The following is a 25,088-nucleotide window of genomic DNA, read 5'->3' on the forward strand; positions in this document are numbered from 1 at the left end:
TAAAATCATAACCGGGCATTCCGATCCTTTATAATTTCAATTTGGTGAATTTGATTTTTGTCACTTTGCCGTCTGCATCCACAAAATTCCCCGAATATAGCCCGTTGGCCAGGCTGCTGATATTGATGGTCATAGTACCTCTCAGGCCTTGTATATTTTTTTCGAGCATTCTGTTGCCGATCATATCTGTAATATAAAAGTTCATCCAGGAACCATCGCCGATGATCCTCAGAGTGATTTCCGAATTGGCTGGGGTGGGATACAGTTGTACTTCGCGGCTATTGTCGCCGTTCAGCAGTGTGAACTCTAGTATGTTGCTGTAATAATTCGCTGGACATGCGGCTACACCGGCCACCATGCACCTGATCACCGAAGCCTGGTCCGTGGGACGGTAGGAGAACGTGGAGCGGTTTTCGTTGGGGAAATAATTCCATCCGCCGCCGTTGCTGATCTCCCATACATATCCGTATATATCCATTCCGGGCTCTACGCTGGCCGTGAGGACGGTAGCGTCTCCGCTGAACAGCGTGGTTTTTCCGGAAATGGTCACCTTTGGCGAAGTATGCGGCAATACCTGTATGGTTACCGGCTGACTGGCGGCCCGTTCCATATGGCAACTGGCGGCATCGTAGAATTCCACGGTCACTACATCACCGTTATCCGGAGTGGGGTTGGTGTATTGGGCTTCGTTGTTTCCCACGGCGATGCCGTTCTTTTTCCATTCAAATACAGGTGAACGCGCGCCCTCCGTGGCGGTGGCGTTGAATATGGCAGGCTGGCCTTTACAAAGTATCCGGTCCTGTACGGAGAGGCGCACCTCGGGGAAAAACGCTTCTACCGCTACACGGATCGTGTTGCTTTGAGACACTTTAAGGCCGCAGGGCGTCTGGTCTGAAACAATCACATATACATCGCTTTCCGGGCTGAGTGTACTGGTAGTGAAGAACGGCAGGTTCTCGCCCACCTGATTCCCTCCCAGCATCCATTTGTAATGCAGCGGTCTTCTAGGGCTTTCGGATACCGCAGTAAAAGTAACAGGCGTACCGTAACATATCTTGTCTTTTGTGACGGTTATTTTAACAGGTGCCTGGAAGTCGTTCGCCTTTACCACGATGGTGTCGCTGAAGAGCGTGAGAGTGTTGCAATATCCTTGTGTAGTGACGGTAAGGGTTACTATATCATTGTTGCGGGCCTGCATTTCGAAGGTGCTCAGCCAGGTTTTTGAAATACCGTTCACTTTCCAGTCATATCTCGTATTAGTGCCTTCATTTCTGATGTTCGCGTTGAATGAGATATTAGCGCCCTGGCAAACACCGGTATCCGATACCGCTATTGTTACGGATGGCGTTATTTCTTTTATCAAACGAAGGGTGATCTCGTTGCTTTCTACGGTTACCGTATCTCCGCATCCATTGGTGGTGGTCATTCTTACCTTTACCCGCTCTATGGAATCTGTCATATTATAGATATGATAGAATTCGTCGGTTTCATCTCTCGGTGGCGTCGGCATGCCGTTCCGGATCCATTTATATTTCGCGGGAATGCCTGTATTTGCCGGCATAGCCCTGAAGACGCCGTTGTGTCCCTGGCAAAGTAGCGTATCTGGGACGGCAATCGTTACGGATGGCTGCGGGGGTGATTTGACATTTACCTGCAGGGTATCATACCAGGTGCCGGTGCAATTTCCGGCGTTGGTGGCCTTTAAGATATACTGTGTTGTATCCGGGATATTGATGGATAATTTTGAAGGGCCTGTCATAAAGGTGCTGCCATTGGTACTCCATTCGTAAGTCCCGCCTTCGTCTACTACGCCGATAGTGAGCGGCTTTCCAGGGCATATGGTGGTATCCGGCCCGAGGGATGGCATACCTTTCAGCCGCACGAGCACCGAATCGCTGGCGGTGATGCCGTTGTCTGCAGTAACGGTGAGATGGTACATGGTGTGCCCGGATGGACTTACCAGTGGGTTGGGTTCGCGGGAAACGAATCCCGCGGGGATGGAGGTCCAGTAATAACGGTAGCCGAGTGTGGCTTGCGCTGTGCCGATACGTACGGTTGTACTGGGGCAGGCGGCTGTATCCGTACCCGCGTCCGCAACCGGAGGCTGCTCGTCCAGACAGAAATCAAGGTTCGTTTTCATGAACACATTACCCGGTTTGGTCACCGGCATATTAAACATACTGCTGGGCCCTTCGTAATACATGCGCACGGCGGTACCGAACAGGAAGTTATTTCCCCCTGCATCCAGGAAGTGATCCGGCACGTGCCCAAGGTCCATACTCCTGCCGCTCCTCCTGATCTTTTTTAATACGCCGGCGGTGTCGTAACGGGCTACAAAAAACTCCGAATTCATCAGGCGTACTTCTTTTCGGTTCCCGTCGCGGGAGGTAAACCTGAATGTCGTATCATCAATTCCGTTCAGCGAAAGGAAGCCGGTTACGAACAGTTCCTGGTTTCTGAACACTACGGTTCCACCAGAGGCATAATAGGTGGCATAACTGGCGTTGTGCCAGCGGTATTTGCCTCTGTCGTCAAACTTATATACGGCAAATCCCTGGGTGCTGTCCCTGACTTCAATGGTGCTGCCGTCGCTGTGGGTGATGAAGTGGGGAATGACAGCTTTGTAATTGCTGGCCTCGGTGCTTCCCGCGAGATAAAAATATTTCCAGTCAGCGTCTGCTGCTACGCTCTTTATTCTGGAACCGCTGGCGAATGAGCTGTCGTTGAAGGTGTTCAGCCATTCTGCTTTACCGTAGCTGTTAAACTTCAGGAAAAAGCCGGTGGAATTGCCAGGGTATGACTGTTTGAAAGATTTGTACATTTCGCGCCCGGCATTGTAGATCTCCATCCCGTATTCATACTGGCCTCCAAGGAAGGTGTTGCCGGATGGGTCCGAAATGATATCTTCCAGCCTGCAGATGTTGTTGCCGTCATGGAACTTAATGTGGGCGCTCCATTGAAGATCACCTTCGCGGTTAAGTTTCAGGATGTATGTCCCGGTTTCCTGGTTATAATAGCCGTACGCCGGGTAGTTAAATAGCTCATGCCAGTGGGATTCTTTGTAATTAAAATATAACAAGCCCCCGTTGAATGTACCTGTCAGGAAAACGTTTTCGCCGTTGATGGCCAGTTTCTTCGGATGCGGAGCATGCCGTGAACTGGTCTGGTCGTGCAGCACGGTGTGCCATAGATATTTCCCGTATGGGTCGAGCTTCATGATAAAACTGTAAGAGCCCCATATATCCCCGTATATGGCGGTCCGCAGCATAACGGAATCGCCGTTCATGAAGTACATATATTTCAATTCGTCAAAAGCGCCTCCGAGGTAAATATTCCCGTCTTTGTCCGTTTGTGTAGCGGTAATGCGGCCGCCTTTCATGTATACATACCATTTCAGCACGCTTTCACCGCTGTATTTGCCGCTGTAGGAAGTGGCTCCTTCCGGCAGTTTAACGGTTACGCCGTAGCGGCTGCCCAGTGTGGTACGGCCGGTGAGCTCAGCCGCTACCAGGAAGCCGCCATCGGGTGCGGTGGCCATATCCTTTGTGGTTACATTGCCGTCAGCAGAAGGCTGCGTGATATAACATATATCGGGGATGGAGTTCTTATCATAAATATTGACGGCGGTCATCGTAATGGTGTCCCGGCAGCCATTGCGGCTGATAGCGGTGAGTGTTACGGTTTTCATGCCCGGGCTGGCATATGATACGGCTGGCGGATAACGTTCGTCGCTGCCGGTAATGCTGGCATCTTCGTTGAAATGCCACTGCAACTGCGCGGCATCCCGTGAAAGGCTGTTAAATTTCACCGGTTCGCCCGGTGCGATATTCAGCATGTTTGCCTGGAAGGCCGCGGTAGTCTGTTCTACAGTGATCATTAGCTCACCGAAGGTTTTTGATACGTGTGGGGCATTGGGTATGGACGCCCTGATACGGTACGTACCGCTCCGCGATATGGGCCAGCTTGTGAAAGTAAGATCGCCGCCCTGCCCCGAAGCCCTGCCAAATACATTGCCCAGGCTGTCCACCAGCTCGTAGACGATCCCAGTTACGGACCGCTGGATGGTGAGGCTTACCGGCCCAGTTTTGCAGCGCAGAGGCGTCAGAAGGATGGCCGGCACTTCTTCCGGTTTCTCCAGGTACACAAATCCGGGAACCTGGCCTTTTCCATTCTCGGTGACCAGGGTAATGTTGCCCGAAGCTCCGTCTTCTACCCTGGCGCGTATTTCAGAAGCGTTATAGTTCACCCAGGTGCCGGAGCGCACGCCGCCAAAATATACCGCCTTCACACCAATACCGATGTTAAGCCCTTTGAGGATTACCTCGGTACCTTTGGTACCTTCCATAGGCCAGGCGGAATAAATTTCAAGCAGGGGGGTGAAATGGACGTATTGTGTAACTGTATCTGATTTTATCCCGTTGGTTACGATCAGTGTAACCGTATCTGTCAGTTGTTTGGTGCTGCCCCGCTGGTAGCGGGCATTATAGGAAGTGGCTATCTCCCTGCCGTTGAGCATCCAGCTGAGCTTGTGTGTCGGAGACGATGCATTCACCAGGTCCACCGTGTTGTCAATATCATAACCGCTGGTATCCACAGTAAAAAATGCGCGAGGCTCCGGCATACCGCCGCCATTATATGCCTGCTCCAGCAGTCCGTGATCGCCGCCTGCCAGTATATAACCTGAAGGGAACACCTGAAGGTCGTTGTGTGTATAGTTGGCGTACGTAAATCCTCCGCTCCTTGGAAGAGGCTCCCATACTTTGCCGGAATCCGTGGTCTTGTAGAGGGTATAAGGGTCGGAAGACAGGGCGATAGCCGTACCGGCGTCTATAAACCTAACATCCTTTACAGATACGGAGGGGTAACGGGGGGCGGATAATGCACGCCAGGTGTCGCCGCCATCTTCGGTAAAAAACGACTGGGAGCCAGATGGGCCATTGGCCTGCACAAATCCTTTTTGCGGTGAGAAGAAATGCACACCGGTGTTTGGCCCGCCATATACCGGTCCCAGCTTCCAGACATAATCCGAAGCTTTATCTGTAACAAAATACAGGCCGGCGGCGGATTCCTTATAAGCCACGATGTGTGTGGCATCTATAAGCTGGATATGATCAAGCCCGGAATTGCTTATTTGGTAAGTAAGCCACCAGCTAAGGCCGCCATTGTTCGTTTTCAGCAGCCCATCCGGCGAAACGGCGTAGCCGGTAATCCTGTCCGGCAGAAAACACATGTCCTGCACCCCTTTGCTTTCCGGCAGCGGCGTGTATACCCGGTCGCCATGATGAACGAGTTTATATTGATCTCCGCCGTCCGTGGAATAAAGGATAGCAGGTTCCAGCCCGTAATCACCATATATCAGCAGGGTATCTTTACTGAAAGCCTTCACCCCGCGGATATTAAACCCAAAAGTAAGGTTCACTGTATAAAATCCGTAGTTGACGTTACCGGCGGTTATATATTTTTTGATATAGGTCTTGCCACTGTCTGCCGTATAGCCTACCCATTTATTGGTGGCAAGATAACCGGTAGATGGAGAGAAGAAGTCAATCTTTTGAATACGGAGGTCTGCATCCTGATCAAGGTACAGCTGTCTGACCTGTGCCTGGGCGGGGATTAAAAAACAAAACATTCCGAGCAACCATACTGAAATACGGAAATTGTAAAAAAAACTCATATGTATTATTCTGAGGTATAGGAAATCGTTGGCTTGGCCTCCGTTTACCTCACAAAATTAAGTAATCGCAGGCGGAATAGAAAGGCGGGTAGGGGGCCATTTCGTGTTAGGGATTGTTAATTGTTTTCTTAACCAATACAACAGCCTGACGGTGATTGGTTTTGTCTGGCTGGCATTTCGCGAGGACTTTTTTATTCCACCGCACCGGTAGTAATGCCAAATGATCCACTTCTGAATGAACCCCATTACTTCCCAATGACTGGAGTATTGCTCTGTAATGAAATTTCATACTATTCAATGGAACTATTTCTCCTGCTCGAAGAAGAAATTGACGGCAAGTGTGAATTTCGTAAATCAAACGGGTTTGTGGGGCAGGCGGAGAGTCCGAAGTACAGTAAGCGGTATAATGTGCAGCACCTTAATAAGTTTGCGCTGATATTCAATTGTTCGCCGAAAGATTTCCTTCCAGATATTGCGTTTGAATTAAATGTATCCACGGGTGAAGTTTCGCGCATAGGATAGAATGTATTTTTGATGCGATTCGAATATGCTACTTTTTTATTTTGTTGAATTCTTCCACAATATGCCTTTGGGTAATACCGTATATTCAACCGAATTTATTTGAAATATCTGAATCGTTTTTTTATCAATGGATAGCGATGGTTCGACATCTTCCGATATCTCGAATAAGCTGTTGTTCCTATAATCCTCATCAAAATGATCGATAGGCGTTTCACCAAACTCAAATGGGTCTTCCAAGATGAATGCAATCTCATCGCCCAGGCCAATATCAGCATTTAGCCATTCAAGTGTATAGTCATCAAAGTTATCAACGGCTCGAACTTTAATACTACCCTCCTTAAACTTAGGCAGCTCTTCTACTTTTGAGGATTTATTAAATAGCACCACGTTCATTTTATTGCCGCCTTTTATTTGGGCACTAGGAAATATTATCCCATTTACATCAAGTTCACTTCGTGATGCTAAATACTCTGCGATATATTGAGTGGCGAGATACTCGGATTCAGCGTCATCAGGCATAACAGGCCTGCTAATTGTGTCACTCAACGAGTATAAAAACATGCTTTTGGCATACTTTTTAGCAAAAATGGGGTCAAATATGCTTACATTATTTTTAATAGATGCAAGCGCGGGAAGATTTAATAATTTTAGCGGTTTAATGATTTTGAACTTTGCAATAACGACGTTACTACCTACAGGTGGCCGGACTTCTGCGATCGCAGTTTCTTCCTCCAAAGCTCCATAGAAAACAGGAATACCTTTAGCATTCATTCGGCCACTCCCAGCAACGTTTGAGGCCGGCCGGCCAAGCTGCTCATCTGGCGAAATTAGTGCAAGTGCTACTCCATCCCATTTTTGAAAGACCCTTGCCCGAAAGAGTGAGTCAATCCGACATCCTGGGCCAGCGCTTTCAATGATTTTATCTGCTCCTTCTACTTCAAGTTCAGTAATATCGCCAAATATGTCATTTAGAAAATCTAATGCTTTTTGGTTGAAATATCGAGCCTTTGATTTTAATTCACTTTCAAATTCATTCCATCCATCGTAGTATGCATGGCTTGGTGGACTGAAACTGTACCAAGAGTTGGGATTATAAGGTGGAGTAGTTTCACTTTTATAATCACCAGTTTCAAATGGCTTGGCGGCCATTTGTGCGCGTATTTTTTCCGCGATGATCTCGCTGACAATGGCAATATCAGCTATTGCTTTTCTAACATGTTTTGGTGAGTAAGGATAATTCAATTCTAACATGTCAGCTAGTCGTTGATATTCTACTGATACTGGCAAAGCCGTTACGTAATGTGTCTCGAAAGCGGTATAGACAGTATCTGCCAGCCAGTTTAAGTGCATGCCTGGACCTTCCTTTTCACAATGCCAACAAAGTTTCCGGCTGCCGTTTTCAAGTATTTTTGTCCGGAGGTATGGTTCGCCGACGCAGTCTGCGCAGATATAATTTTCTTCCATAGCAGGGCTTGTATGCGCTAATATAGCTTTTTTGAGCCTGTATGAATTCATACTGCTTAAATATTTGGCATGTTTACACTCAAGTTACAATTAGTTAGCCCTGTTGGATTCCATTCATTTGTATATTTGACAATATGAAAGGCTGATGATCTTGAAAACCCCAAAGGCAATTGATTACAAATTCTAATTAATCGTGCACAGGATGGAGAACAAAAGGAACCTGGAGAATTTAATTAATGCAACCTCTGCTATACAAGCGGCGGAGAGAGCCATACAGAAATCCTTCATGGTAAATAAACAAATGAAGGCATTTGAGCAAGTACAACAGCAGATTATTCTGTTCGCCCGGGTGTATTCTCGAGTGGCCAATTCTGCATCCGGTATTGTGGGTTTGAGTGAAGAAGCGATGTCCAGTGCCTTGATTGAGTTGGCCTCCTTCGGCTGGTATATTAACCTGAGCTTTTCAATGGGTGAAATGAAGAAAATGAAGCAGCTGTTAGAGGAAAAGAAAATTCAAGAGCTGAACGTATTCATGTGCAAGGTTTTGCAGGAGGATTACAAAGCTTTTAAAGAAAGCTTAGTTAAAGCATATCCTGATCGCCGGCAACCCTTGGAAGCGGCATTTGAGGCCCACGAAAAAGGACAATATTACTTGTCAATACCAGTTTTTTTCGCTCAAACAGATGGAATCTGCAAACAGCATACGCAGTTCCTTTTCTTTAGCAAAGAAGGGAAGGAGAGAGGGCATGAACCAAAAGTGAAACGTTGGGCAATGGTGGAAATGTGCGAAGGATTTCATCGAACCATGGCAGCCGGACTGCTTTGCAACGGTGCCTTCCAGCTTCATGAATCCTTACCGAACAATTTATCTTTCACCAGGCATAGTGTATTACATGGCGAAAGCAGCGATTACGGAACGGAACTCAACTCTATGAAAGCAATTTCATTACTGCATTATGTCAAGGATATTCTTGAGCGTTAAATTCAGAGAAAATCAGTTAACTTTAATAAAACCAAGTTCTTTACATCCGGCACAATTCAAACAAAAAGTATTTGCTTGAAAATTGTTTGAAATTCTCCTGAAAACAATAAAGGCTCCCTTACGGAAGCCTCTATAACTGATTGAAAACCAGTACCCGGGACGGGAGTCGAACCCGTACGAGCCTTGCAGCTCACAGGATTTTAAGTCCGGCGTGTCTACCAATTCCACCACCCGGGTATCCTGCCTTGTAAATGTAGTCCATTCACAAAGAACTTAAAACAAAAATTCCAAACCGCTTGCGACAGTTTGGAACCTTTATTATGGAGCGGAAGACCGGGCTCGAACCGGCCACCCCGACCTTGGCAAGGTCGTGCTCTACCAAATGAGCTACTTCCGCATATCTGTATAAGAACTTTTTTCTGTTGGGATTGCAAAGATAAGAATTGTTTACAATCTGCAAAGTATTTTTTAACCTATTGAAAAAATTCATACGTGTAACGCACCATTCCCAGCAGCTCTTTCCCTTTACCATAGCACTCTTCCCGTTCCGGCAGTCCTTTCGCATCATAGCTGTACTTCCAGACCAGGTAATCCCCCGTCTCGATATTCACCACGGTCATCTGCGCCAGCCGGCCGCCTGCGCCGTACTCAAAATTATAGTCAGGCAGCATCCGTTTCCGGCTGGGATGGTACCGCAGCACGTCCGTCAGCCGGCCCTGCGCGTCGTAGTTGTAATACACGCGCTGGCGGCCCGGGGCGGCCTCTTCGGTCACGCGGCCGCTGCTGTCCGTCTTGAATATCACGATGGTGGAGTCAAGCCCCCCTTTTTTGACGATCAGCTGCAACAGCCTGCCCGTGCTGTCGTACACAAAACGGCGGCGCTCCGAGGTGCGGAACTTGTCTTCCCGCCCCCTGGAACCCGCCTGGATCTCGGCCAGCCGGCCCTCCGGCGTATACTGGTACTGCGTGGTGCTGATACTGTTGTCTGTACTGTCCACCGTGCGGGTGAGCCGCCCGGAAGCGGAAAAGGTGGAAGTAAGCACGGAACGCCCGCTCACACTGCTTTGCGTAACGGCCCGCAGCTGCCTGAACGTGGGATTGGTACCCCTTACGCACACAAAATCGTTGTCCGTTTCCTGGTTGGCATCCAGCGTTTTTACGTGCTGAAAGCTCACCTTGTTTTCCTTGAACAGGGCCATGGTGGCCGCTGTTTGGTTAGTATTGTAAATGTCCTGGTAATAATACTGCGCCCGGGCAGTATCGCCCAGGGCCAGCAGGAGGAATATGACAGTCAGTATTCGCATGTTTGGCTTCAATGTTCGCAAAAGTACTAACGTTCGGGGCAATTTAAAACGTATATGCATGAGAATAATTCATAAATCTTTATATTTAACTGTCCTAAACCTATCAACCCGCCTTGAAAACACAGCATCTCAGGAAAGACAATACCTGCCTTAACTGCGGGCACGAAGTAACCGGCCGCTTTTGCAGCAATTGCGGACAGGAAAACGTGGAAACAAAAGAATCCTTCGGCCACCTGGCGAGCCACTTTTTCCAGGATATTACGCATTACGATTCCAAATTTCTCACTACCCTCAAATTCCTGTTCTTTTACCCGGGGCTTCTCACAAAGGAGTACATCAGCGGCAGGCGGATGTCCTACGTCAATCCCATCCGCCTCTACGTGTTCACCTCCTTCGTATTTTTCCTGATGATGGGCATCACGGGCGCGCATGAGAACCCGTACGACCGGGAGGCCAGCGTCCGGGAGATAAAGGAAAGGGAGTCGATGGTCATAGAGGCCCTGACCTTGCGGGATTCCCTCCGCAGGGGCCTGGTGCGGCCTGCTGATACCGCTTCCATGCGCAACAGGGCGGAGGTGCTCATGATCATGGGCGCTGATTCCATCCGCAACTCCGCGGAACTGTACGATTCCCTCCAGGAGTCGCTGCCGCCGCATATGCGCGAGGATTGGCTGGAGCGGAAAATTCAAACCCGCACGCTGGAGATGCGCGATAAATATGGCGGCAACATGGGAGAAGCCCTGGAAGAAAAGCTCGTTCACCATTACCCCAAGCTTATGTTCCTCCTGCTGCCGTTCTTCGCCCTGTTGCTGAAGTGGTTCTTCCCGAGAAAATCCTGGGTGTATGCGGACCATGCCGTCTTTTCCATCCACATCCATACATTCATTTTTATGTTCGGCATCGCAGGCATGCTGGTCAATACCCTGCTGGATTCCGACGCGCTCTACGGCTGGATGGTGATCCCGGTGTTCCTGTATGTAGTGTTCGCCGTGCGGAACGCTTACCAGGTGAGGTTGGACACCGCGCTGCTGAAGTCCGCCGCCATCGTGGCGGTCTACGCCCTGGGAACCGCGGTGGTGGGCCTGGGCTTCATTTTGTTTATTTTCGCTATCACGTGATCGAAATCATTATGCGCGGCGGCAGAATAGTCCATAAATCTATATCTTAGCCGTCCTAAACCTGCAAACCAGCTTTGAAAACACAACATATCAGAAAAGACAAAACCTGCCTTAACTGCGGACATGAAGTGCCGGACCGTTTCTGCGGCCACTGCGGGCAGGAAAACGTGGAAACAAAAGAATCGTTCGGGCACCTGGTGAGCCACTTTTTCCAGGATATCACGCACTACGATTCCAAGCTCCTCCTCACGCTCAAATATCTTTTCTTTTACCCCGGCCTGCTTACCAAAAAATACCTCCAGGGCCACCGGATGGATTATGTGAATCCTATCAGGCTGTATGTGTTCACTTCCTTTGTGTTTTTCCTGATGCTCAGCTTCACGCAGGAAGACCACAATCCTTACGAGCGCCACCGCAGGGGGCCAACCAGCCGGATGGTGTTTGACACTACCGGCACGAGGCTCCAGCAGGCGCTGGACAGCGGGAAAGTAGCGCCGGACGAGGTCGAGAAAACCAAAACGGCCATCGCGGTGATGAAAACCATGCGGGACCTGTCGTACGACACTACCGGCCGCGCCACGCACATCTACGATTCCCTGCAGGCGGCCGTTCCGGACAGCGAAAAACACGGCTTTATCCTCCGCAACTTCCTGCACCGTTATTACGAAATGCAGGACAAATACGGCGAATACGTGCAGGATGTGATCCGCGACAAAATGGCCCACAACTATCCCAAGCTCATGTTCCTGCTGCTGCCGTTCTTCGCGTTGCTGCTCAAATGGTTCTTCTTCCGGAAAAGTTATTATTACGCGGACCACGCCATTTTTGCGATACACATGCACACCTTTATCTTTATGGCGGGCATTATCGCGGTACTGCTCCAGCTGTTGCTGCATACGGACGATGTATATCTCTGGTTCATGATACCGGTCTACATTTACTTCGTTTTCGCGTTGCGCAATACGTACGCCATCACACTGGCCAGGGCGCTCTTCGATTCCGTGCTCATCCTGCTGTGTTACGCGCTGGGCACTTTGATCGTCGTATTATTATTCCTATTGCTTATTTTCGCGATAGCATAATCACCAAATATCATACACCATGACCCCCGGATTCATTATCGTACAACCGCAGGTGCGCCCTTTTGTTGCGCATATACAGCTCAACCGGCCGAAAGAACTGAATGCCCTCAACCTCCAGCTGATGCAGGAATTGCGGGATGCGCTCAGGCAGCTGGATGAGGACGAACAGGTACGCGCGATCGTGATCAGCGGGAACGAAAAAGCTTTTGCCGCGGGGGCAGACATCCGGCAGATGGCGGGGCTAACGGCCATGGATATGTATAATATCGACCAGTTTGCCACCTGGGATGCGATCAAAAAGATCAAAAAGCCCCTTATAGCCGCAGTTAGCGGCTTTGCACTGGGCGGAGGCTGCGAGCTGGCCATGCTCTGCGATATGATAGTGGCGGCGGAAACGGCAAAGTTCGGGCAGCCGGAAATAAAAATAGGCGTAATGCCCGGCGCGGGAGGCACACAGCGGCTCACCAGGGCAGTAGGCAAAGCCCTCGCCATGGAAATGGTGCTCACCGGAAAGTTCATCTCCGCGGAAGAAGCGCTCCACGCAGGACTGATCAACCGCATTGCACCCGTAGAGCTATACCTGGAAGAGGCTTTCCGCCTGGCCGCCGAAGTGGCCAGACAAAGCCCGCTGGCGGTGAAAATGGCAAAGGAGTCCGTGCTCCGCGCCTTTGACAGTACGCTGGACGAAGGGCTGCATTTTGAAAGAAAGAATTTTTACCTGCTCTTTGCTTCCGATGACCAGAAAGAAGGCATGAACGCCTTCATCGAAAAAAGAGAGCCGGTATTTAAAGGCAAATAACTGATAAACGCTGCGTAATGAACCCATTTGAACAACTGCTCGAAAACAACAAGATATGGGCCGCCCAGCAGGTGGCGCGGGACAAGGATTTTTTCAAACGCCTGCAGGACCAGCAGGCCCCGAAGTTCCTCTGGATCGGGTGTTCAGACAGCCGGGTGCCGGCCAACGAGATCACCAACACACAGCCCGGCGAAATATTCGTGCACCGCAACGTGGCCAATATGGTGATCCATACGGACATGAACCTGCTCACCGTGCTGGAGTACGCCGTGAAAGTACTGGGCGTGGAACACATCCTCGTAGTAGGCCACTACGGCTGCGGTGGCGTAAAGGCGGCCATGACGCAAACCAACCTGGGTATCATCAACCCCTGGCTTAAGCACATCAAAGACGTATACCGCCTGCATAAAGGAGAGATCGACGCGCTGGAAACCCACGACCAGCAGGTGGACCGGCTGATAGAGCTGAACGTGAGGGAACAGGTGAACAACCTGGCCAAAACCATCACCATACAGGAAGCCTGGTACAGGGAAAAACGCCCGCATCTGCATGGATGGGTGTATGGCCTGAAAGACGGGCTCATCAACCCGGTGTATCATATGCCGCCCTGCACCCCGCAGGACCCCATCTACGAATTTGATCTCAAACCCTGACCCCATATGAGGCTGATAATCTTTTCCGCCGTTTGCCTGTCGCTGGCCTGCAATAATCCTTCTTCCCCGGAGAAAAAGCAGCACAAGCCTGATTCCGTGACCATGATCCCCACGGACACGATGATCCATATCACGGACACGACGGTAACGCCCTCGCTCATCGAATCCTGGAAGGCGTTCGAGAAGTTTAACGGCAAATACGCCTCCGACGTGAAGCTCCTTGATCAGAAGCCGCTCAAAGCGCGCCTGAAGGAAATGCTGGGAGAGGAGGAAAAAGATTTTATCGCCCGCTACAAAGTAACGCCCCCGCTGGAGATCGAGTCGGGCATATTGTTCAATGAAGGCTGCAAGCCGCATGACTGCTCGGTGGAAGAAGCCGCCATCGCCATTGATATGAAGAAGGACGTGATCTACATCGGAATTGCGCGCAACAAGGCGGTGAAGCTTTACGGCGAAAAAGGGGACGCGGCCTATCCCGAAAAGCTGCTGCAGTGGATGATGAAGTTCGAGGAGCAATAGACCGGATGATCACAGGGCATCGAGGAAGCTGCTGATGGACTGACCCGTTTTTAAGCCCAGCTTTTTCCTTATCCTGTAGCGGTGTATCTCCACGCCTCTCACGGAAATATTGTGCAGCTGGGATATTTGCTTGGAAGAGAAGTTCAGGCGCAGGTAGGCACAGATCTTCAGATCGCTTCGCGACAGGTCCGGGTATGTTTTTTTCAGCTTCCTTAAAAGATCGTTGTTCACTTCATCAAAATGAGCCGCAAACTTATCCCAGTTGGCGTTGCTTTCCTCCGCGCCTTTTACCAGCGCAATGATCTTTTTCATCTCGCCTTCGCTGCCGCTGCCTCCGTTGTGGTTCAGCTTGAATACCTGGTCTTTCAGCTTGCTTAATGTATCCGTATTTCCCGCCAGCTGCATGGTGGCACTGGCCAGCTCCCTGCTTTTGAGCGCTACCTCGCCGGCCAGCTTTTCGTTCTGCAGCTGGATAATTTCCTTTTCGTTCTTTTCCCGCTCCAGCTGGTGGATGTATTCCAGCTGCCTTTTCTTTTCATCGAATTTTTTCTGCTGCTGGAGCAGTTTCTTTTTGTGCCAGCTGAGAAGCAGGTATAAGATCATGACGCCTATCGCAAAATAAACCAGCTTCGCCCAGCCGGATTTATACCAGGGAGGGCTAATTGAAAAGGAATATTCCAGCTCTTTCGATTCGTTATGCAGGTTGTCCCGCGCCTTCACCTTGAAGGTATAATTGCCGTCCGGCAGGTTGGTGTAGTCCTTTGCTGTTTTGGTGCTCCAGGCAGACCATTCCGTTTCATAGCCTTCCAGCCAGTAGCTGTATTCTATTTCGTTGGTAAAACCATAGGCGGGCACGCTGTATTCGAAGTGAAAGGCGTTGAAGCTGGGAGGCAGGGAGTGCACGTCATGCTGCTGCCGGGAGTATTCTCCCTGCGCATTCCTGTAAAAGAAACCGCCGGACAATACGCTGTCTTTTTCCCCGATGGCCTTGGCCTCGTTCAGGAAAATGGTCAGCGCCCGTTTCCGGGAAACGTATTTTTTATAATTGATGTGGATGGCGCCTTTCTCGGAACCGATAAAGATATTTTCCGGGTTGTAGGGGTAGATGTTATCAAACTTCGACAGCATATGGGCTTCCAGCTCAGGGAAATAGACGATGGTAAAAGAGCTCCGGGCAGTGTCTGTTGCCGCAAAGCGGGCTAACCCGACCTTCCTGCCGCTACAGAACCAGATATTGCCTTCCCCGTCTTCTTTCATATACCGGATGGCCATGCCGTCAAAAACGGATAAAAAATCGGAGGGAACAAATTTGTCCGCGGCCGCATTGAACTCATACACGCCGGATTCGGTGGGGAATACAATGCGGTTCTTTATTTTAAACACATAGTTGTTGAACGCGGAGGGCAGCCCATTCGCAGCGGAATAGAAACGGGCGGTATAACGCAGGCTGTCCGGCGATACCCGCAGCCGGTAAATGCCCCGGTATGGATGGGACGACCAGATGTCGCCGTTCTCGTCCATGGTCAGGAAACGGTAGGAGTCCGAGGTGCCTTGCAGCCTTCCTGCGTGCCGGAACGCGTTGTCGCTGAACTGCAGCAGGTCTATGCCCCAGTAGCCGCCTACCAGTATATTTTGTATGGGATAGACGGAAGACAGCGGTAAAAATTTCCATGATCCCATGTTCTGCGAAATGGGGAATGCTTCCTGGTTCCTGATCACATAGGTGCCGTTGTTGTGAGTGGACAGCAGCTGCCCGTTGATCTCGTCCAGCTGCCAGGCCTCGCCGCCGTCACTGCGCTTCACCAGCGAGAACCGGCTTTTTTGCAGGCTCAGGTCGCCCGCGCCGCCGGCCAGGGGAGCGGCGTAAATGCCATTGGACGTGGAAAGGTAAAGTTGATCGTTGAAGATCAGGGTGGAGAAACCGATCACATCATTCAGCTTGTCAGGGCGAACGAACTTTATCGGCGAGCTGTAGCTGATAAACGCGACCGCATTGTCTACCCCGGCCCAGATATTTTTGTCTTTGTCAACAAAGACAGATGTAGTATTGTTATTTTGAAGGCCTTCCGCGACAGAAATCCGCTGGATAAGGCGATGGCGGGCATCGCGCACCAGGCAGCCTTCCAGGGCGGTTGCCACAGCAAATGCGGTATCGTTGAGCTGGGAAAATGAAGGGGTGTATTTACCTTCACGGGGAATGCCCCTGATGCTGGAAACGGTATCATTATTCAACCAATATGAAGCATCATTGACCGTTTCGATATGATAGCCTTCCTTCCCGGATGGAAAAACGGCAGCTATGGACACGCCTTGCAGGAGCCTGCCGTTCACCAGCGGCACCCAGCGGCCGTTCTTATATTCCAGCAGGCCGTTGGCGGCGTCCTGCGCAAAGAGCCGGTTCCCGGCCTTACCGAGAAAGATCCACTCCCTGGCTGGCTTATATACTACTATGCGATTGTTCTCCAGCTTGAAGATCCGGTCGGTAACCCGGAAAAAGACGGCTTTTTCATGAACGACGGTATTCCAGACGTCTGCAAAATCCTGGTATTGCCCGGGGATTAGTTTTTTGAGGGAGGTATAGCGCAAGCTGTTGTTGCTTCCTGCTTCAAAATACCCGATCTCGTCCTGTCCGCCGGCATACACCCTGGCGTTTGCGTCGATATGAATGGACCGCAGCACAGTTTTATTAGGCAGCGGGAATAATTTCCAGAAGCTGCCGTTGAACGTTACCAGCCCTTCGTCGTTGGCAAAATACATGATCCCTTTGTTATCCTGTTCGATATCCCAGGTACGGCTGCCGCCATTGAACAGGGCCTTATGATAGTTGACAACGAAGGGAATTCCCAAAGTATTCTGTGCCCGGGTGGCTGTACTGAAGAGCAGTAGCAGGAGGACTAAAGTTCTCATATACAAGAATTTCCTACTTAGATGAGGTGATGAAGTAGTTTGAATTTACTGAAAAATAGTCACTTAGAAATTTTTGATGAGGAAATGATGTAGTGAATTTAAGCGCTCCGGTTGATAAGGTTGTTAATTTTGAGTAAGTGTTTGATAAACCGCTACTATAACCTGAATTAAATTTCCCACGTATGAAGTATTTTTTCTCAGTATGCTTTATTATCGCCGTTCTTTTACCCGGGATCTTTGCATCCGCCCAGGCCCAGACGAGGACCGTAAAAGGCAGGGTGCAGGATGAGCAGGGGCTTCCCCTCCCTGGTGCAACCATCACTGTAAAGAACGCGCCCACGGTAGGCGCCATTTCTTCGGAAAGCGGCGCGTTCACACTCAACGTGCCTGCAACGGCGGATTCCCTGGTCGTGACCATCCTTGGATACAACAGGCGGGCCTTTGCCGTTGCGGACAACATGCAGATCACCCTGGAGCCCGCCGAAGGGGCCACGCTGGAGCAGGTGGTGGTGGTAGGGTACGGTACCCAGCGAAAAGGGGACCTCACAGCGCCCATTACCACCGTGAACACGGAGAACATGATGAAACGCACTACATCTACTCCCATGGATGCCCTTCAGGGCAGCGTGCCAGGGGTGCAGATCGTGGGCAACGGCGCGCCAGGCAGTTCTCCCGCCGTGCGCATCAGGGGCATTGGATCTTTAAATAACGAAAGTCCTCTATATGTGGTAGACGGCATGTTCGTTAACGACATCAATTTCCTCAACCCGGGAGACATCGCCGAAATGTCCATTCTGAAGGACGCATCGGGCGCTGCCATCTACGGTGTGCGCGCAGCCAACGGCGTCGTGCTCATCACGACAAAAAAAGGCAAGCTCAACATGCCCACCCGCGTCACCTACAACGGGTACGTAGGTTTCCAGAAACCGGTGAACATGCTCAAGATGGCTAATGGCCAGCAATACACGAAATTTGCCCTCGAAAGAAGAACGACACAGGACACGAATACCATCCGGCTGTCTTCCGAAAGATTCGGCGGCAGCGGGCTGAACCCTTCTACCAGCACTGATTGGTACGACGAGCTGCTGCGCGAACGGGCGCTTATCACCAATCATGGGGTAGACATCCAGGGCGGCAGCGATAAAGTGACCTACTCGGTCGGCCTCAACTACACTTATCAGAACGGTATCCAGGAATCGAAGAACAGCTTTGAAAGATACAATGCAAGGCTGCAGCTGGAAGCAAGGGCGTACCCCTGGCTGAAAGTGGGCTTCACGGCGTACGTGGTGAACTCCACGACATTTGTGCCCAACAGCGATGCCTTTTCCGATGCATATTCCGCCACTCCCTTATTCCCGGTATACGACGAGCAGAACGTTAACGCCTTCCCTGTAAAATTCACCGCGGCCGCATCCATCGGCAGGGAAGACGCAAACCCCGTGGCCAATGCTTATTATAATTACAACAGGCTGAAAAATTTCCAGGTGCTGCCCACGCTGTATGTGGAAGCGAATTTCTGGAAAGACAAACTCACGTTCCGCTCGCAGCTCAACCAGCTGTACGCTTCCAGCCTGCGCGCGCAATACGGCCAGGAACGCAACCTGGGCCCGGGCACCAGCGTGACCGTTTCCAATTTGAGGTCTACGCAGGAACGCACGACGAATTATGTGCTGGATAACCTGCTCACTTATCGCGACAGCAAAGGCAAACATAACTGGTCGCTGCTGCTGGGGCAGTCTGCAAGAGAAGAACGCTGGAGGCAAACATGGGTATCTGCCAACAACGTGCCCTTTGCGGAGGAACAATGGTATGTAACACAGGGAACGAGGGATCAGAACGGCTACGATGAAGATGGTACCCGAAATGCGGGACTATCGTTCTTTACCCGCGGCACTTATTCCTACGACAACAAGTACCTGCTCACCGCCACGCTCCGCGCGGACGGCAGCTCCAAGTACCAGGAAAAATGGGGTTATTTCCCTTCCGTAGGTCTTGGTTGGGTGATCACCGGTGAAAATTTCATGAAAGGCCAGCATATATTCGATTACCTGAAGCTGCGCGGCAGCTGGGGCAAGCTGGGCAACGACGGGGTGAGCTCCAATGCCGGCTATGCGAGCGTAACCCAGGGAAGCCCTGTTTCAGGCATATTCGGCAGTACGCCGACCGCCAACGGCGTTTACGTGCCCGGGTATACGGTGAAGAGGTTCTTTACCGATCTTACCTGGGAAGTAGTAACAGAATGGGATGGCGGTATAGACTTTGAAGTGCTTAACAGGCGATTAAAAGGCTCCGTCGATTACTATCACCGCAAAACCTCGGATGTGGCTCTCAACAGGCCATTTGGCTTCACTTACGAAAGCGTTTACGGCAACTGGGCGGAAATGGTGAACAGCGGCTTCGATGTGCAGCTCAGCTGGAACGACAAGATCGGGGATTTTCATTACGAAGTAGGCGGCAACTTTTCAACATTAAAGAATGAGGTGACAAGCCTGGGTACGCTTCCCAGCATGATTGACGGCGTTTTTCCGTATATAGCCGAATTCCCCAACAGGACCGTCGTAGGGCAGCCGCTCAGGTATTTCTATGGATACGAAATGATCGGTGTGTACCAGACGGACGACGAGATCGCCAAAGATCCCATTGCGTCCAACTACAATGCAACGGCTCTTTCAAAAATACGCCCGGGCTTCCTGAAGTATAAAGACCAGGATGGCAACGGCGTGCTGGACAACAATGACCGCATCAACATGGGCAGCTATCTTCCCAAGGTAACTTATGGATTCAACCTCGCGATGGACTATAAGAACTTCGATTTCAGCATCGCATTCCAGGGGTCGGCGGGCAACAAGATACTCAACCTGAACCGCGGTAAATTATACAAGGCGTCCAACTCGCTGAACATCGACGCGGATTTCGCCAGCAACATGTGGACGGGGCCCGGCTCCACTAACGCTTATCCTTCCGCCAACGCTATTGCAGACGGATGGTTCAAGGTAAGCAACACCTTCTTTGTTGAGAACGGTTCTTACCTGCGCATACAGAACATACAGCTGGGATATAATTTCAATGTGGGCAAGGAAAACAATCCTTCCAGGATCCGTGTATATGCCACGGCGGACAGGCCTTTCATTTTCACTAAATACAACGGCTTTACGCCTGAAGTTTCCGGGTATGGCTACGATATGAACGTATATCCCATATCGGCTACGTACAGCCTTGGCGTGAGAGCATCATTCTAGTTTATCCTGTCAACACCACTCAAAAAAATTCTTATGAAACGATACAAACAAGTCACAATTCTGGCAACTGTTATTACCCTGCTGTCCGGTTGTTCAAAATTCCTCGACCGCCTGGCGGAGAACGAGCCGCCGGTAACCACGATCGATTACTCAAACCTTTCGCTGATGTACCAGCCGGTATCTGGTACGTACAGAACCGCTGCCAGCGGAACATTCGCGAAATGGATCAGCGTTACCATCAGGTCGGTGCGCGGCGATGAAATAGAGCCCGGCAACGACGATGCGGGACAGATCGCTATTCACAATTACCAGAACAACGTAACGGTAAAAAGTTACTGGGGCATCAACGATATGTGGATCAGCATTTACGGTGTAGTGCTGGGCGCGAACAGTGCGCTGGCCGAGCTGGATGAATTTGGCAAACGCATACCTTCCGGCGACGCCGCCAACCAGAAGCTCCTGGAGCAATACCGCGCCGAAGTACGCTTTTTCAGGGAGCTCGGGCATTACTGGGCCAGCAGGTACTGGGGCGATGTGCCGGTGCTGGGAATGGAAAGCAATGATCCGAACCAGTTGAGCGAAGCGAAAAAAACATCCAGGGCCGATGTGCTGGCACACGTGATGGAAGAAATGGACTTCTGCATCGCCAACCTCGAAGATGCCCGCCCCAACCAGGCTACCCATGCCGGCGGCGTGACCAAATACACCGCGCTTTTCCTGAAAGCCAAAGCCGCGATGGACCTGGCCGGCAACAACAACGCAAGCCCGCATTGGGATGTGGTGCTGGATTGCACGAACCAGATCATCAACAGCGGGAAATTCAACCTGTTCCCCGATTATTACCAGCTATGGAAAAAACCGGGCAAACTCTCCAATGAAGCCATCCTCGAATTTCAATATTCCGATTTCGGGAACGAGTCCGGCGACATCGTAACATCAGGCGGCGCGAACGAACTGTGGGGCAATTTCTTCCTTTTCCAGGGCCCGGAAAATACCCATGGCATGCCGATATCCGGCTCCGGCTGGATGGTGCCCACCCAGAAAGCCGTGGATTTCCTGGCAGCACGCCAGGACACGCTGAGAATGAGAACGACGATACTCAGGTGCGGTGTGAACGGTGAGCCCGGCACTACCGCCCTTACGCCGGACGGCGACCCGGTTTCAGGTAATGCGGGACGGAAAAAATATTTCAACGGCAAAGCTTATTACCCGAAATCACAAATGACGCCGGGCCGCGTGGATTATTACGGCGCGAATAATAATGTCCGCGTATTCCGTTATGCCGAAGCGCTGCTGATGAACGCCGAAGCAAAGGTCCGCAAAGGGCAGAGCGGCGATGTGCAGCTGAACCTGGTGCGCGTCCGCGCAAAACTTAACCCGATCGCAGGCGCTACCGTGCAGCAGATATTGAACGAACGCCGCGCTGAGCTGATCTGCGAATGGTGGGGCGAAAGGTTCAACGACCTGTTGCGCACCGGCCAGGCGGCCACTGTGCTGCCGGGCTTTACGGTAGGGCAGAGCGAATTCCTGCCGATACCGCAGGAGCAGGAAGACAGGAACGCTAATCTTAAGAACTGAGATAAAAACTGACATAAAAAAGCCCCGGTGATGTACCGGGGCTTTTTTTATTATTTGAATTTCGATTTCAATGCCTGGAGTTTTGCCTGGAAGTCGTTGAGCGGCGCTTCCTTGGCTGGTTTGCCTTCCCTGCCTTCCCTTCTTTCTTTCCGTTGGCCACCACCGCCGCTTCCGCCGGTATTAGGCTCGTTGTCTTTCATGGACAACGAAATGCGCTTACGCGCAATGTCTACTTCCAGCACGGTTACCGTTACTTTCTGGTTCAGCTTCACGGCTTCGTTCGGGTTGCTGATGAACTTGTTGGAGAGGTGAGAGATATGCACCAGGCCGTCCTGTTTCACGCCAATGTCCACGAAAGCGCCGAATGCGGTGATATTGGTCACCACGCCGGGCAGCGTCATGCCGGGATGTACGTCTTCCATGGATTTGATGCCTTCTGCATATTCAAAGATGGCGATCTCGTCGCGGGGGTCGCGGCTGGGCTTGGCCAGTTCTTTGAGGATGTCTTCCAGGGTGAGCTGGCCTACTTCTTCGCTGATGTAATCTTTGATGTTCACTTGTTTGCGAAGCTCGTTGCGGCCGATCAGTTCAGATACGGTACATTTTTGCCCTGCCGCGATCGCTTCCACTACAGGGTAACGCTCGGGGTGCACGGCGGAATTATCCAGCGGGTTGTCGCCATGCTCGATGCGGAGGAAGCCTGCGCATTGTTCGAATGCCTTATCGCCGAGGCGGGATACTTTTTTGAGTTCCTGGCGGTTTTTGAAAGCGCCGTTCTCCCTGCGGTATTTCACGATGTTCTCCGCCAGCGAAGGGCCGAGGCCTGAAACATACGCCAGCAGATGCTTTGAGGCGGTGTTGAGGTTTACGCCCACATTGTTCACGCAGCTCACCACTACGCGGTCGAGGCTTTGTTTGAGGTGGCTCTGGTTCACGTCGTGCTGGTACTGGCCCACGCCGATGGCTTTCGGATCGATCTTCACCAGCTCTGCCAGCGGGTCTATCAGGCGGCGGCCGATGGATACGGAACCGCGCACGGTCACGTCCTCATTCGGGAATTCCTCACGCGCCACTTCTGAAGCGGAATACACGGAGGCGCCGCTTTCGTTCACCATGAACACATTTACTTTTTTACCGAAATCGATCTTTTTGATGAAGTCTTCGGTTTCGCGGCCGGCTGTACCATTGCCCACGGCGATGGCCTGGATCTCGTATTTGTTCACCCAGTTGCGCAGCAGGTGCTCGGCGTCCTGGGCTTTGTAGTTCTTTTCGAGGGGGAACATTACGTCGTGCGCGAGCATATTGCCCTGGTTGTCCAGCGCCACGGTCTTGCAACCGGTGCGGTACCCGGGGTCCACCGCTATCACGGCCTTGGGGCCGAGAGGGGCTGCGAGCAGCAGCTGGCGGAGGTTTTCGGCGAACACTTCAATAGCTTCGGTGTCTGCTTTTTCCTTGGCGGCGGCGCGGCTCTCGTTTTCGAGCGAAGGGCGCAGCAGGCGCTTGTATGCGTCCGCGGCGGCTTTTTCCACCTGCTGGCTGGCAGGGCCGTTGCCGGTCACGAATTGTTTGTGAATAATGCTCTGCGCTTCTTCTTCATCGGGGGAGATATTGCCGAAAAGAATGCCTTCCGCTTCGGCGCGCAGGATGGCCAGCACGCGGTGGGAAGGAATGGAATGCAGCTCTTCGGAAAAATCGAAGTAGTCTTTGTATTTCACGCCTTCGGCTTCTTTTCCTTCGATCACTTTGGAGCTGAATTTCGCGGTATGCGTGAAAAGCTTGCGCAGCTTGTCGCGCAGCTCGGCGTTTTCGTTGATCCTTTCCGCGATGATGTCCCGCGCGCCTTTCAGGGCCTCGTCTGCCGAAGCGACCTGTTCGTTGATATACGTTTTGGCGGCTTCGTCGATCTCCCCGGCTTCCTGCGCCAGGATCAGGTCTGCCAGCGGCTCAAGGCCTTTTTCGATGGCAGCCATGGCGCGGGTCTTGCGTTTTGGCTTGTAGGGGAGATACATATCTTCCAGTTCCGTGAGCACCCAGCTGGCTTCAAGTTTGGCCAGCAGCTCGTCGGTCATTTTTCCCTGTTCGGTGATGGTTTTGATGATGAATGCCCGGCGGTCGTCCACTTCCTGGTAGCGTTTGCCCAGGTCCTCTATCTTGCCTATCTGCACCTCGTCGAGACTGCCGGTCTGCTCCTTCCGGTAACGGCTGATAAAAGGTACGGTGGAGCCTTCTGCCAGTAAGCTCATGGTATTCTCAGCCTGCTTCATCGAGATGTTCAGCTCAGCAGAAATGAGGGCCACGTATTTCGGATTCATATTCGTTTCTTTTGTGATTTTACTAAGGCCGCAAAGCTAATTAAATTGGCTATTCCGCCAAGAAAAAGAAATTAACAATAAGCCGCCCCGCTTTTCCACCCGCGGGGATATCCTGAAATTGCATTATTTTACCGCTTCTTAGCGCCAGATCATTAATATTAAATGTTATGCAGCCGGAACAAGCCTTCAGCCGATTATTACAGATTATGGACGACCTGCGGGAGAAATGCCCCTGGGACAGGAAGCAGACCCTTCAATCCCTCCGGCAGCTCACCATCGAGGAATTGTACGAACTGGCGGACGCCATTACGGAAGAGGATTATAAAGGGATCAGGGAAGAGCTGGGCGACCTGATGCTGCATATCGTCTTCTATGCAAAGATAGGCGCCGAACAGCAGCAATTCACCATCACGGATGTAATTAACGGCGTGTGCGACAAGCTCGTGGCCCGGCACCCGCATATCTATGGCGACGTAAAGGTGGCCGATGCCGAAGAGGTGAAGCAGAACTGGGAGAAGCTGAAGCTCAAAGAAGGAAAGAAATCCGTGCTGAGCGGGGTGCCCGTTGCGCTGCCGGCGCTGGTGAAATCCATGCGTTTGCAGGAAAAGGCCAAACAGGTTGGCTTTGAATGGGAAAACCGGGAGCAGGTATGGGATAAAGTGGAAGAGGAGATGGGCGAGCTCAGGGAAGCGGTGGAAAAAGGCGATCATAATGAAATAGAGGCGGAATTCGGCGACCTGATGTTCTCGCTGGTGAACTACAGCCGGTTTTTGAAAACAGACGCTGAAAACGCCCTGGAACGCACCAACAAGAAGTTCATCCGCCGCTTCCAGCTCATGGAAGAAATGGCCGCCAAAACCGGCCGGCGGCTGGACGAGATGAGCCTCACCGAAATGGACGGCCTCTGGAACCAGATAAAGGAAGGCGAATAACAT

Annotated in this window: 14 protein-coding genes and 2 tRNA genes; 9 read left to right on the forward strand and 7 right to left on the reverse strand. The window is 51.3% G+C overall.

Annotated elements, in window-relative coordinates:
* Positions 1–28: 28 nt before the first annotated feature.
* On the reverse strand, positions 29–5,629 hold the full coding sequence (locus ACTJIK_RS13525; RefSeq protein WP_440646892.1) for a hypothetical protein: 5,601 nt from the start codon (positions 5,627–5,629) through the stop codon (positions 29–31).
* A gap of 603 nt (positions 5,630–6,232) precedes the next feature.
* Positions 6,233–7,711 carry an RES family NAD+ phosphorylase gene (locus ACTJIK_RS13530; protein ID WP_440646893.1) on the reverse strand — a complete coding sequence of 493 codons (1,479 nt, stop codon included), beginning with the start codon at positions 7,709–7,711 and terminating at the stop codon, positions 6,233–6,235.
* A gap of 151 nt (positions 7,712–7,862) precedes the next feature.
* Here ACTJIK_RS13530 and ACTJIK_RS13535 point away from each other — a divergent pair, with 151 nt between their 5' ends.
* Complete coding sequence (locus tag ACTJIK_RS13535; RefSeq protein WP_440646895.1) at positions 7,863–8,642, forward strand: hypothetical protein; 780 nt, start codon at positions 7,863–7,865, stop codon at positions 8,640–8,642.
* Positions 8,643–8,793: 151 nt separating this feature from the next.
* Here ACTJIK_RS13535 and ACTJIK_RS13540 read toward each other — a convergent pair.
* The 3 genes from ACTJIK_RS13540 to ACTJIK_RS13550 form a co-directional block, all read right to left on the reverse strand.
* Positions 8,794–8,879: transfer RNA gene (locus ACTJIK_RS13540), tRNA-Leu, on the reverse strand.
* Positions 8,880–8,963: 84 nt separating this feature from the next.
* A tRNA-Gly gene (locus tag ACTJIK_RS13545) sits at positions 8,964–9,039 on the reverse strand.
* A gap of 76 nt (positions 9,040–9,115) precedes the next feature.
* On the reverse strand, positions 9,116–9,946 hold the full coding sequence (locus ACTJIK_RS13550; protein ID WP_440646897.1) for a hypothetical protein: 831 nt from the start codon (positions 9,944–9,946) through the stop codon (positions 9,116–9,118).
* Between the two features lie 113 nt (positions 9,947–10,059).
* On the opposite strand from ACTJIK_RS13550, the gene ACTJIK_RS13555 reads away from it, so the two are divergent.
* The 5 genes from ACTJIK_RS13555 to ACTJIK_RS13575 all read left to right on the forward strand — a co-directional run bounded on the left by ACTJIK_RS13555 (position 10,060) and on the right by ACTJIK_RS13575 (position 14,117).
* Positions 10,060–11,064: a DUF3667 domain-containing protein gene (locus tag ACTJIK_RS13555; RefSeq protein ID WP_440646899.1), complete on the forward strand. Its 1,005-nt coding sequence runs from the start codon at positions 10,060–10,062 to the stop codon at positions 11,062–11,064.
* A 74-nt stretch (positions 11,065–11,138) separates the two neighbouring features.
* Positions 11,139–12,146 (forward strand): DUF3667 domain-containing protein, encoded by a 1,008-nt coding sequence (locus tag ACTJIK_RS13560; RefSeq protein ID WP_440646901.1) that lies wholly within the window; start codon positions 11,139–11,141, stop codon positions 12,144–12,146.
* A gap of 19 nt (positions 12,147–12,165) precedes the next feature.
* Positions 12,166–12,945: an enoyl-CoA hydratase-related protein gene (locus ACTJIK_RS13565; RefSeq protein WP_440646903.1), complete on the forward strand. Its 780-nt coding sequence runs from the start codon at positions 12,166–12,168 to the stop codon at positions 12,943–12,945.
* Between the two features lie 17 nt (positions 12,946–12,962).
* Positions 12,963–13,598: a carbonic anhydrase gene (locus tag ACTJIK_RS13570; protein ID WP_440646905.1), complete on the forward strand. Its 636-nt coding sequence runs from the start codon at positions 12,963–12,965 to the stop codon at positions 13,596–13,598.
* A gap of 6 nt (positions 13,599–13,604) precedes the next feature.
* The gene (locus ACTJIK_RS13575) at positions 13,605–14,117 is read left to right on the forward strand and encodes a hypothetical protein (protein ID WP_440646907.1); all 513 of its coding nucleotides are present in this window, start codon (positions 13,605–13,607) and stop codon (positions 14,115–14,117) included.
* A 9-nt stretch (positions 14,118–14,126) separates the two neighbouring features.
* On the opposite strand, the gene ACTJIK_RS13580 is transcribed toward ACTJIK_RS13575, so the two are convergent.
* The gene (locus ACTJIK_RS13580; protein WP_440646909.1) at positions 14,127–17,024 is read right to left on the reverse strand and encodes a triple tyrosine motif-containing protein; all 2,898 of its coding nucleotides are present in this window, start codon (positions 17,022–17,024) and stop codon (positions 14,127–14,129) included.
* 182 nt (positions 17,025–17,206) lie between these two features.
* On the opposite strand from ACTJIK_RS13580, the gene ACTJIK_RS13585 reads away from it, so the two are divergent.
* A complete protein-coding gene (locus tag ACTJIK_RS13585; protein WP_440646911.1) occupies positions 17,207–20,263 on the forward strand; it encodes a SusC/RagA family TonB-linked outer membrane protein in 3,057 nt (1,018 codons plus the stop codon).
* Between the two features lie 33 nt (positions 20,264–20,296).
* Entirely contained in the window at positions 20,297–21,841 is a 1,545-nt protein-coding gene (locus tag ACTJIK_RS13590) for a RagB/SusD family nutrient uptake outer membrane protein (protein WP_440646913.1), read from the forward strand.
* A 50-nt stretch (positions 21,842–21,891) separates the two neighbouring features.
* Here the strand turns inward: ACTJIK_RS13590 and ACTJIK_RS13595 are convergent, their stop codons facing one another.
* Positions 21,892–24,153, reverse strand: coding sequence for a Tex family protein (locus ACTJIK_RS13595; RefSeq protein ID WP_440646915.1), 2,262 nt, complete (start codon positions 24,151–24,153; stop codon positions 21,892–21,894).
* A gap of 167 nt (positions 24,154–24,320) precedes the next feature.
* On the opposite strand from ACTJIK_RS13595, the gene mazG reads away from it, so the two are divergent.
* Complete coding sequence (gene mazG, locus ACTJIK_RS13600; RefSeq protein ID WP_440646916.1) at positions 24,321–25,085, forward strand: nucleoside triphosphate pyrophosphohydrolase; 765 nt, start codon at positions 24,321–24,323, stop codon at positions 25,083–25,085.
* The last annotated feature ends 3 nt before the right edge of the window (positions 25,086–25,088 follow it).

The organism is Chitinophaga sp. 22620 (assembly GCF_052044405.1).
In the GTDB taxonomy this organism is placed as follows: Bacteria; Bacteroidota; Bacteroidia; order Chitinophagales; family Chitinophagaceae; genus Chitinophaga.

Excerpts from the sequence above, each read along its gene's own strand:
- ACTJIK_RS13570 (WP_440646905.1), top strand. The coding sequence starts at position 12,963 with ATGAACCCATTTGAACAACTGCTCGAAAACAACAAGATATGGGCCGCC.
- ACTJIK_RS13580 (WP_440646909.1), bottom strand. The coding sequence starts at position 17,024 with ATGAGAACTTTAGTCCTCCTGCTACTGCTCTTCAGTACAGCCACCCGG.
- ACTJIK_RS13530 (WP_440646893.1), bottom strand. The coding sequence starts at position 7,711 with ATGAATTCATACAGGCTCAAAAAAGCTATATTAGCGCATACAAGCCCT.
- ACTJIK_RS13585 (WP_440646911.1), top strand. The coding sequence starts at position 17,207 with ATGAAGTATTTTTTCTCAGTATGCTTTATTATCGCCGTTCTTTTACCC.
- ACTJIK_RS13595 (WP_440646915.1), bottom strand. The coding sequence starts at position 24,153 with ATGAATCCGAAATACGTGGCCCTCATTTCTGCTGAGCTGAACATCTCG.
- ACTJIK_RS13565 (WP_440646903.1), top strand. The coding sequence starts at position 12,166 with ATGACCCCCGGATTCATTATCGTACAACCGCAGGTGCGCCCTTTTGTT.
- ACTJIK_RS13535 (WP_440646895.1), top strand. The coding sequence starts at position 7,863 with ATGGAGAACAAAAGGAACCTGGAGAATTTAATTAATGCAACCTCTGCT.
- ACTJIK_RS13575 (WP_440646907.1), top strand. The coding sequence starts at position 13,605 with ATGAGGCTGATAATCTTTTCCGCCGTTTGCCTGTCGCTGGCCTGCAAT.
- ACTJIK_RS13525 (WP_440646892.1), bottom strand. The coding sequence starts at position 5,629 with ATGTTTTGTTTTTTAATCCCCGCCCAGGCACAGGTCAGACAGCTGTAC.
- mazG (WP_440646916.1), top strand. The coding sequence starts at position 24,321 with ATGCAGCCGGAACAAGCCTTCAGCCGATTATTACAGATTATGGACGAC.
- ACTJIK_RS13550 (WP_440646897.1), bottom strand. The coding sequence starts at position 9,946 with ATGCGAATACTGACTGTCATATTCCTCCTGCTGGCCCTGGGCGATACT.
- ACTJIK_RS13590 (WP_440646913.1), top strand. The coding sequence starts at position 20,297 with ATGAAACGATACAAACAAGTCACAATTCTGGCAACTGTTATTACCCTG.